6 protein-coding genes are annotated in these 9,489 nt (G+C 51.5%); 3 read left to right on the forward strand and 3 right to left on the reverse strand.

The features are described from left to right. Window positions 1-158 precede the first annotated feature (158 nt). The 3 genes from VE954_RS18710 to VE954_RS18720 all read right to left on the reverse strand — a co-directional run bounded on the left by VE954_RS18710 (window position 159) and on the right by VE954_RS18720 (window position 4,357). Complete coding sequence (locus VE954_RS18710) at window positions 159-1,529, reverse strand: hypothetical protein (RefSeq protein WP_324955525.1); 1,371 nt, start codon at window positions 1,527-1,529, stop codon at window positions 159-161. A gap of 216 nt (window positions 1,530-1,745) precedes the next feature. Beyond that, on the reverse strand, window positions 1,746-2,669 hold the full coding sequence (locus VE954_RS18715; protein WP_324955527.1) for a hypothetical protein: 924 nt from the start codon (window positions 2,667-2,669) through the stop codon (window positions 1,746-1,748). A gap of 11 nt (window positions 2,670-2,680) precedes the next feature. Next, on the reverse strand, window positions 2,681-4,357 hold the full coding sequence (locus VE954_RS18720) for a hypothetical protein (protein ID WP_324955529.1): 1,677 nt from the start codon (window positions 4,355-4,357) through the stop codon (window positions 2,681-2,683). A 410-nt stretch (window positions 4,358-4,767) separates the two neighbouring features. Between VE954_RS18720 and VE954_RS18725 the strand changes: the two genes are divergently transcribed. From VE954_RS18725 to VE954_RS18735, 3 genes are all read left to right on the forward strand, one after another. Further along, a complete protein-coding gene (locus tag VE954_RS18725; RefSeq protein ID WP_324955531.1) occupies window positions 4,768-7,554 on the forward strand; it encodes a 7TM diverse intracellular signaling domain-containing protein in 2,787 nt (928 codons plus the stop codon). A 142-nt stretch (window positions 7,555-7,696) separates the two neighbouring features. Beyond that, entirely contained in the window at window positions 7,697-8,668 is a 972-nt protein-coding gene (locus VE954_RS18730) for an isocitrate lyase/phosphoenolpyruvate mutase family protein (protein ID WP_324955533.1), read from the forward strand. Continuing rightward, on the forward strand, window positions 8,665-9,489 hold an 825-nt coding region (locus VE954_RS18735), incomplete at its 3' end, for a thiamine pyrophosphate-binding protein (RefSeq protein ID WP_324955535.1). The genes VE954_RS18730 and VE954_RS18735, both read left to right, overlap by 4 nt.

A 9,489-nucleotide genomic window follows, 5' to 3' on the forward strand; every position in this document is an offset into this window, starting at 1 on the left:
AGCAGCTTGCTTCTCGTCAGCCTGGCTGTGGGTATGGTCTTCGCTGGAAAGTACGATGTGGCGAGCGACAATTACCTCTATGTCCTGGTAAGCTGCCTGGGATTGTTCCTCGCCCGATATGACCGTTGGGCGCTGGGAAGATGAGCTTGATTACGGGATTAGCGGCCTTTCAAGGTAGGCTTGAAGTGAACGCGATTGGCTTTCAAAAACGTCTTCTTAAAAGTCATAAGTCGTTCATAGGCCGCCGTATCTTGATCAAAGAGAGCCAAAATTTTCGTCGTGGCCTCTTTCTCGACTTCACGCAATCGACTGATGCCTTGCTGCTCAAACTGTGGGGTAATTTCAGCTCGTAATTCCACGAGCTTTCGAATGAGTCCCTTCTCCAGGGGAATGAACTGAGCGACGAGCTTATCGCTCAGGTCGAGGTCCTGGACAATAAAGGTGTTAACCGCCAGTATCCATTTCTTTTGATTCGACTCGTCCATCTCAGTTTGAATGTACCCCTGCGTAAAGAGCACATTGTCCGTGTAACTATCCTTGAGTTCAAATGTCTGCGGCGGAGCGTAAATGGATGATTTTCGCCGTTCCTCAACCACCTTGGCCACGTATGTATCCTGGCCCGTTGATTTAAAATCTGTAATACTCTTGAGTTTGGCTTTAATCTCGGGGTTTGCCGTGTATGTCCAAATGATAGCCGCTGAAGCGACAACGCCCATGGCCATCTTAAGCCAATAAGATCGCACGGATTCGAGAGCGACCGGATCAAATTTATATCGTTTCTTGACCGTCGCCTCTCCACTCTCGAGCTCCATCGACTGAACCTGCCTGAATTCACCCTCGAGGGCGGCTGCCAGGGCTGCTAAATCACCGTTCACGCCTTTTTCAGTGTGAAGAGCAATAACTGTTCGTATCTTTGAAGCCAGGATTGCGGCGTATCGTTCCTGAGCGGCGATTGATTCCTGGCGTTGTTCTTCCTTCTGCCTGGCAAGGTGCTCTTCCTGCTTGGCGCGTCTTGCCTTGAACTCATTCTCCTCGCGCACTTTTCGCTCGGCATATTCCCGGTCGGCACGCGCACGCTGTTCTTCAGCATAGCGATCCGCTTCCTCTCTGAGGCTGTTGGCGCGATTCTCAGCGTCAGATAGAACGGCAGCTGACTCGGCCGGAGAAGCACGAAAAGCAAACCCAGAACGCGGCTTGCTCTTTTCATTTGTTGTGACTGCGGCGGAGGGAATTCCGCGAAATGCCGCAACCATCGCCTCGGCTTGACGAGCGGCCACGTCGCGCATTGTCACTTCCAAATCAGAGACGAGGGTTTCCGCTACCGAAGCAACAGTCTCCTCCACCCGCGCACGATAAATCGCGAGTTCATCCAAGGCGGAGGCGGCTTGTTCCTGGTAGGCATTCAGAGCATCACGGGTCTCGGTCGTAATCATGACCTTCAACGACGTAGCAGCATCAGCTACCATTTCAGCCTGCGCTTGCAGCTCGGCGAGGCGGCGATCGGCCTCGGCAAGCTCAGCTACCGGCACGTGTTGCTGCTTGGTATTCTTACTGTTAATCGCCCTTCCTCCCCAGGATTACCCTGGCTCATCGGCACGCTCGCAGAAGTCCTTAAGTGGCCCTGCTATTAAGCATTTTCCGAAATACCCAGGAATTTCCCAGTCGTCTTCAGAGGAAAGCGACGGGGGATCACCATTTCTGGATTGATCCCCCGAGGTTTTTAGCATTTTTTTAACGATTTCGCTTTAAGCTACCTTTTGGATAAAGGGCTTCTTTTTTGCGAGTTCTTCGCCTAAGGCCTGTTCGGCCAAGGCTTCCATAGGATCTCTATGCTCATCAAACTGCTGAACATCAACCGGCATGGTATTGTTTGAGCAGCGCGTCCATAGCAACGAGAGAGAAGCCTCGAAACGATCGACTGCCGACAGGTACATCCGGTCTGCGGAAAAGAACATATTAAGCATTGTTAGGACGACCGAAAGTATAATGCCAACAATCGATGTGCTCATCGAGAACGATACTTTGATCAAAAAGGTGTCCATGACCGCTTTCGTGCCTTCGATGTCATTAAGGTTCATACCGCTGAGTTCGGGCAACGCCTTCATGATACCCAGGAACGTTCCAAAGATACCGCCGACAATAAAGAGCGACGTCAGCGTATGAAGAAATTCATTGAACGATCCCGTTGGGATAACACCCAGAGCTCTATTGAAGCAAGGATTGCTCTCTAAAACGTTCTTGGCAATTTCAAGGAGCCGCGGCGGATGCGCTCCGTATTTCAAGAAACGGGTCTGGTTGAGGGTATTGCGTACCGTACGGGCGCAGCCGTGCTGGATTAAGAACAGGCGGTCCGTGAGCGACGTAACAGCATCGGGCTTGCGACGCTTCATAATCGAGCGCACCACGAAGAGCTCATAGTAGGTCTTCTCGAGGAGTCGTTTGGTTGTGACGAAGAATGACAGGTCGGTTTTGGCGTCAGACTCTTCAAGGAAATGATTCACACGTTTCTCGAACTCTTTGCTGAACCAAAGTTCCCGCGAAACGGTAAAAGAAATGATAAGCCTCAAGATCACGGCGACAATGAAGGTCACGACCATGAATGGCATCAGGGCGTCCGTAGCGAACACGACTATCCAGTCGACGACGGAGTTGATCAGAGAGTTAATCATGAAACTTCCTTTTAGTCCTTGAGATTGAACCGGATAATGACCTTTTGCGCTTGCATGCAATCATGTTCGCGACAATAATCGTCTTGCTTGATGCCTTTGGAAACATCGCGACCTTTGATGTCTTCGGCCAAATAGCTGCGTCCAGTGACCTTCACCAAGGGAAGCAGCTGCTTCTGATGCGAGTACTGCATTTTTCGCGTGTCAAAGATGTAATTAAAGATGGACTTGGCGCGATTGTAGCTTAAATCCAGGTTGTAATTAACGGCAACCTGGTCTTCGATATTCAAGCTTTCAGGATCGACCAGCTTCCCCTTATAGGTGGGTGATGCAAAGCCAATGATTTCAACCGACGCGATCTTCTCGGCGAGCTTCGGATCCTTCAGCAAGGTTTCCGCATAGGTCGGAACAGATTTCAAAAGCTTGCTTTCCATTCCCGGCTTCAGATCAGCTTTACCCGTATCGAAGTAATCTTTGCCGAACGCCAGGGTTACGTCGCCCGTGTTTGGATCCACCGTCGCGCCGACGCCTGCCTTACCGAAGTTGCGTGCAATCTTATCGGCAAGATCCTTCTTCGCTCTAATGATGTTATTCGACTTTTCAAGGTCGCCGCTCAAAGCCGCTTTTTCCTTCTCGAGGCCAGCAATATGTCCTTGAAATTTCTTCTGAGCGGATTCAGCAGTCGCGAGCTTACCCTCGGCATCCTTGATTTTTCCATCAAGCTCGGCCAGATCCTGCTTGAGGCGATCAGCTTCACCCTGAGCCTTCTTCGCAAATTCAGCCTCACGTTTAGCCCGCTCGTCGCTCGACAATTTCATAGCGGCGAGGTCTTTTTCAAAAGCGGCTCGAGCGCCTGCTGAATCCTTTGCATGTTTTTCCTGCAAAGACGCTACCTGCGCTTGGAATTTGCGTTTGGTTTCACCGAGATCGGAGACCAGCTTATTGCGTTCAGCCGTTCGTTGATCGATAACGGCTGAAGCATCAGCCAGTTGATCTTTAGCTTCCGACAATTGCTTGTCGGTCATCTGATTCTGGGCGGACAACTCAGAGATCTTCGCTTCAGATTCTTTGCGCATCGCGGCAATCTTTTGTTCCATCTCAGACTTCGATGTCTTTTCTCGAGCCTGGACAGCACGAACTTCGGCGACCTGTTGATCGAGGGATCGCTTGGTCTCCGAAATTTCCTGATTGTTGGCAGCGACCACCTTCTCTTTCTCGAGAATAGTCTGCCGAAGACCGCCAATTTCCTGTGTTTTTGCATCGAGATCACGCTGATTTTCGCGGATCGTCTGGCGCTTCGTCTCAATAGTCTCGTCGCGCTGCTTGATGCTGGCTTTGGCTAGGACGTTTGCGTTGATGATGTTCCGTACAATCTGCTGATATTGGTTGAGTGCTGCTTCCTTGTTCTCATTCTCCAGGGCTTGAGCGCGGAGCTGCTCTTTTTCAGTCTTCGCTTCTTCCTGGAGCAGAGTCAGCTTGCTCATCAACTGCTGATAGACGCGCTGCTCGCTGGCAGACCCTTCTTTCTCGAGCTGTTCGTCCTTGAGAGTGTTGTAAACTCGATTCTGTTCACGCAGATCAGCCGCTTCAGCAGCAAGCGCTTGGAATTCCAATTTCTGCTTGATGCCATCGGTGCTACTGCGCAAGCTTGTAGTGACGTAGAGCAGCAGGAACACTGCTGAGAGCATCATGAAAAGGTCGCTGTATGAAGTCCATGTCGTGTCGGACTTTGAATTAGACACAATTTTGTCATAGCGTAGGCTCATGGCAATCCTACTATCGGTAAAATTTGCAGAGAAATTCGGGGCTATCCCGGTGGGACCACGGTCGGACCTAATTTAAGATTACTCCTATTTTACACGGCACAGCGCCTTCGATGCAAGCCGGGGCCAGTGGAACCGCATACCCGAGTTTGTCATCTTGTGCATTTACTTGGACAAACTGGACATTTGTGTGGCCGAGCGGCAAAGCCAGACAGCTCACGTCCTTCCTTTCTGCGAAATCATTATTCCCTGCCATCAGACGATCAACTTTCGAGGGATTATGCCGAAGCCATGCTGTGGAAGAGATTGAATCTTTCGGTTTCAGGGTGTGGAGTCTCATGCGCTTCAAAATTCTGCATATCTGGATAGGGTTTCTGGTCCTCGCCTGCATCCTGAGTCCTGGTGTCCACGCGGCGCCCATCATTCTGGATGGATCCCTTGAAACGCATGAGTTGGGTTTGGCCGTCGAGATCTTTGAGGATCCTCAGGGAAAGCTGACGCTGGATGACGTTCGTTCTGAAGCCATGCAAGGCCGCTGGCAGCAAAGCCATGACAAGGTGCCCAACTTCGGCTTTACCCGCTCGGCTTACTGGGCCCGATTCACGCTCGTGAACAAGGCTGAACGCATTCCCCAGTGGCTTCTTGAATTCACTTATCCCATGTACAATCGCATCGAGCTTCATCGGCCGACTGATCAAGGCTATGTCCGATCCGTGACAGGGGATCATTTCCCTTTCAAAAGCCGGGAATTCGAAGACCGGAACTTTGTGTTTTTTCTGGCGCCGAAACCCGACCAGGCTCAGACCTATTATATCCGAGTGGCCAGCGATGTTGTGCTCCTGCCGATGACTCTCAGCTCACCCCAGGCTTTTTCTGAAGGCAAAATCAACGAGGTCTTTGGCCTTGGGATCTACTACGGCATCATCCTCGTTATGATCGTATACAATCTCTTCCTTTACCTTTCGGTACGGGACATCAACTATCTCTACTATGTGCTTTACATCTTTGGCTACTGCATTTTCCAGCTGTCCTTCACCGGATTGGCGTTTCAGTATCTCTGGCCAAATCAGCCCTGGTGGGCCAACTCCAGCGTCTCGTTCACCATCGGCTTCACCTGTTTCTGGCTGGTGGTCTTTTCCCGGCACTTCCTGGAAACTCGACGCATGACGCGCTTTGTCGACAAGATTATGCTGCTGATGATGGGCTTGAGTGTGGGCGTATGCGTTTGTTCCTTTTTTGCCCCCTATAACCTGATGATAAAAGCCGCCAACGTTCTGACGATCCTGGGTTCCGTTTTTGTGATGACGGCGGTTGTCGTGTGCTTGAAACGGGGTCTTCGCGCGGCTCGCTACTTTGCTTTGGCTTTTACCGTGCTCCTGATGGCGATCGGTATTTATGTCATTAAAAACATCGGCCTCCTCCCCAATAATTTCTTTACGCATCACGGCGTGACGATAGGCTCTGCAGTCGAACTCGTGCTCTTGTCCCTGGCGCTGGGAGACAAAATCAAACTGCAGCAAATGGCCAGCCAGAAACAGATCGAGGATTTGAACACGGATTTGAGGAAGAACGTCGAACGAGTTGAGATGCTGGTCAATCAAAAGACCAGGCATATCGCATCGGTCATGACTCATATCAAGCAGGGCATCTTCACGATCCTGCCCGGCATCCTGATCGAGAAACATTATTCGGATCACCTCGAAATCATCCTGGATAAAAAAGATATCGCGGATAAAAATCCAATCGACCTCTTCCTGCGTGATAGCAGCCTGACAGCTGACGAGCTGGGACTGGTGGCGTCCATCCTGGAGACGTCCTTGGGAGAGGATGCACTGAACTTTCAAATGAACGCCTGTCATTTGCCAGAAGAGATCATGAGGCTTGGCAAAATTATCGAACTGAGCTGGCAGAACATTAATGATGAGTTCAATCGAGTCGAGAAAATACTGGTGGTGGCACGCGATGTCACGCAATTCCGGGCTCTCGAAGAAAAGAGTGTCGAACAACGCGAGGAGTTGGCCCGAATAGAAAAGTTGCTGGCTATTCCTGCCGAATCCTGTCGTCTCTATTTCAATCAGGCCCGAAAATTCCTCGATGAGACCCAGAAGATTATCCTTGCCCACGAGGCGATGAGTGAGCGCGGGCTAAAAATGATCTATATCAACTACCACACTCTGAAGGCTTCATCGCGGGCGTTCAAATTCAGCAGTCTCGTGGATGCCCTGCATGGTGCTGAAGAATATTGCGGGGCCCTGCGGGATGGTCATGCAGCCTGGGACCAGGCGAAACTGCTCGCCGATTATCAGCGTGTCAGTGATGAGCTTGCCAAGTATGTTAGAATCAGCTCGGAAAAGCTGGGGCGTTCCGATAACGCGAAAAAATCCTTCGACCGATTCACCGTCGAGCAGGGTCTGGCTTTACTGAATGAGCTGCCGGGTCATGTGCGGACCAGGTTCCATGATTTCGAGCGCGAACTGTTTCACGCCTGTTACAAGCCATCGAGTGAAGTCTTCGGTGCCATCTTTGCGGAAGTGACAAGCCTAGCCCGACAACTCAAAAAAGACGTGCCCTGCGTCCGGATCAATGGCGGCGAAGTGGGCCTATCGAATGATGCCGTTATCCTCTTGTCCAACGTCTTTACTCATCTGATTCGTAATTCCATGGACCACGGCCTCGAGGATGGCATGCAAAGGGAAAGTCAGGGAAAACCGGCCCAGGGCACCCTGCGGCTCGACCTCACAGCAAGCCCGGATCGGCTGCTTATCAGGTTCTCTGACGATGGCGCTGGCCTCCGCTTGCACACGATCAAACAGGTCGGTGTGGAAAAGAAAATGCTGGCACCCGATGAAGAGGATCCGGCTGTCATCGCCTCGCTTATTTTTCAGTCAGGCTTTTCGACCGCTGATAAAGTCACAGAAATCTCCGGACGAGGCGTTGGCATGGAGGCCATCCGCGAACATGTGGAAAGCGCTGGTGGAACGATATCACTGCATTTTCTGCAAGAGGTCCGCAGCATCGACCAGGCAGCAGCTGTCGAATTCGTTATCACGCTGCAGCCCAGCATGTATGCGCTTATCCCTCAGCACATAGCCGGGTCTTCTGCGGCGTCTCGTGGAGCGGCTTGAAGATTAAAGGACGGGGGTATGGAATACCCATCCAGATTGTCAAGCCAGAAGGAACTTGCCTCGGTCTTTCCGCTTTTGCTAGCATGCTGCCAACTTTAGCCTTTAACAGCAGCTTGCAGACCATTCCAGGGAAGGACCGCGTATGCCTCATTACCCGCTGTTGCCCGAGCATCGGCGCCCGATGCTTTTAGAAAAACTGCAAAGAGCTCCGCAGCTGCGTCTTATGGAGGCTCATAGTCCTCTCGCCGCACGCATAGCCAGTCTGGCTCGCCCGATTGGAGATCAGGGGCCTGCCAGTGGATTTGATGGTCTATGGATGAGTTCACTTGGTGATTCCTCGATCGCTGGCTTGCCTGACACCGAAGTTCTGGGTTATCCCCGGCGCACGCAGAATGTGTTCGAACTCACCAAAACTACGCATTTACCTTTGCTTGTCGATGCAGATACCGGTGGGGAACTCAGCAGTTTCATCGACTTCGTGCATAAGCTGGAGCAGATCGGGGCCTCTGGTTGTGTGGTGGAAGACAAGATTTTCCCCAAGAAAAATAGTCTCATCAAAGGCGCCGACCAGCAGCTGGCCGACTGCGATCATTTCAGCGAAAAAATTCGAGCCGCTCAGAGCGAAAAAATCAGCGCCTCATTCATGGTCTGGGCCCGCACGGAAGCTCTAATCGCATCACAGGGCATGGATGAAGCGGTGTATCGGGCTGAATCTTATATTCGCGCAGGAGCCGACGGTATCGTCATCCAATCTGTGGATCCTACCGGACAGGAAGTCTTCACCTTCATGCAAGCCTTGCAGGGTTTTACGTCATCCTGGAATAAACCCGTCTGGTTTGCCTGCATTCCAACGGCTTACCCGCAGTTCACGGCGCAGGAACTTTTCGCTGTCGGATTTCATGTCGTCATCTTTGCTAATCATATGCTGCGCGCTTCGATACAGGCCATGGAAAATGTCTGCAGCAGCATACTAAGCGACGATCGTACACTTGAATCCGAACCTCACATCACGAGTATCCACCGCCTCTTTCATTTGATTCCGCAGCAAAGGGTCCTGAAGCAGCAGCTAACCCACACACAACTCGTACCAGAGCAGGCGGATATTCCACAATGAACGGCCAAAGTTTTCACGAGGCCCTACTGGATGCAGGCTATGAATATTTTGTAGGCGTTCCCGATTCGGTTCTGAGTGACTGGATCGACTATGCCACCCGAAATGAGGTCAGCGGAGCCTTTCAAATAGCAAGCCAGGAAGGTGAAGCCCTTTCCCTTGCCATCGGCTACCATTTGGCTACAGGCAAGAAAGCAGTCGTATTTCTGCAAAACTCCGGCCTCGGCAATCTCATCAATCCCTTGATGAGCATGGCCCATGCCCAGGTCTATCGAATTCCTGTCTTGTTCATCATCGGCTGGCGTGGGGCCCCCGGAATCAAGGATGAGCCCCAGCATCAGACCATGGGCCAGGCAACCTATGACATTCTCAGAGTCTGCCAGGTGGAGAGCGCCCTCGTGCAAAATACCGAAGCCTTGCAGAAATTTCTACAATCGGACTTGCCACCCTTGTCGGCAATTTTGATTGAGGCAGGTCGTCTGAGCGCAAAAAAAATTCCAGCCAAGGTTGACCAACCTCTTCGTATTCAATATCTGGAATCCGTTTTGCAAATCGCGCCAGCCGATGCTGTATTTTTTTCCACCACAGGTTTTACTTCGCGCGAGTTGTGGGCTCTACAAAAGGACAAGATAACACATCCTTGCTTCTACAGCGTGGGAGGCATGGGGTTCCTCAATGCCATAGGGCTGGGGTTTGCGCAGTTCCGGAGTGATCGACACACCTGCGTCCTGGATGGCGATGGGGCTTTTCTGATGCATCTCGGCAACGTCGCCAGTATTGGGGCGAAGCGTCCACAGCGCTTCCTTCATATTCTTCTGCGCAAC

The sequence above is a fragment of the Oligoflexus sp. genome, from assembly GCF_035638955.1.
GTDB lineage: Bacteria > Bdellovibrionota_B > Oligoflexia > Oligoflexales > Oligoflexaceae > Oligoflexus.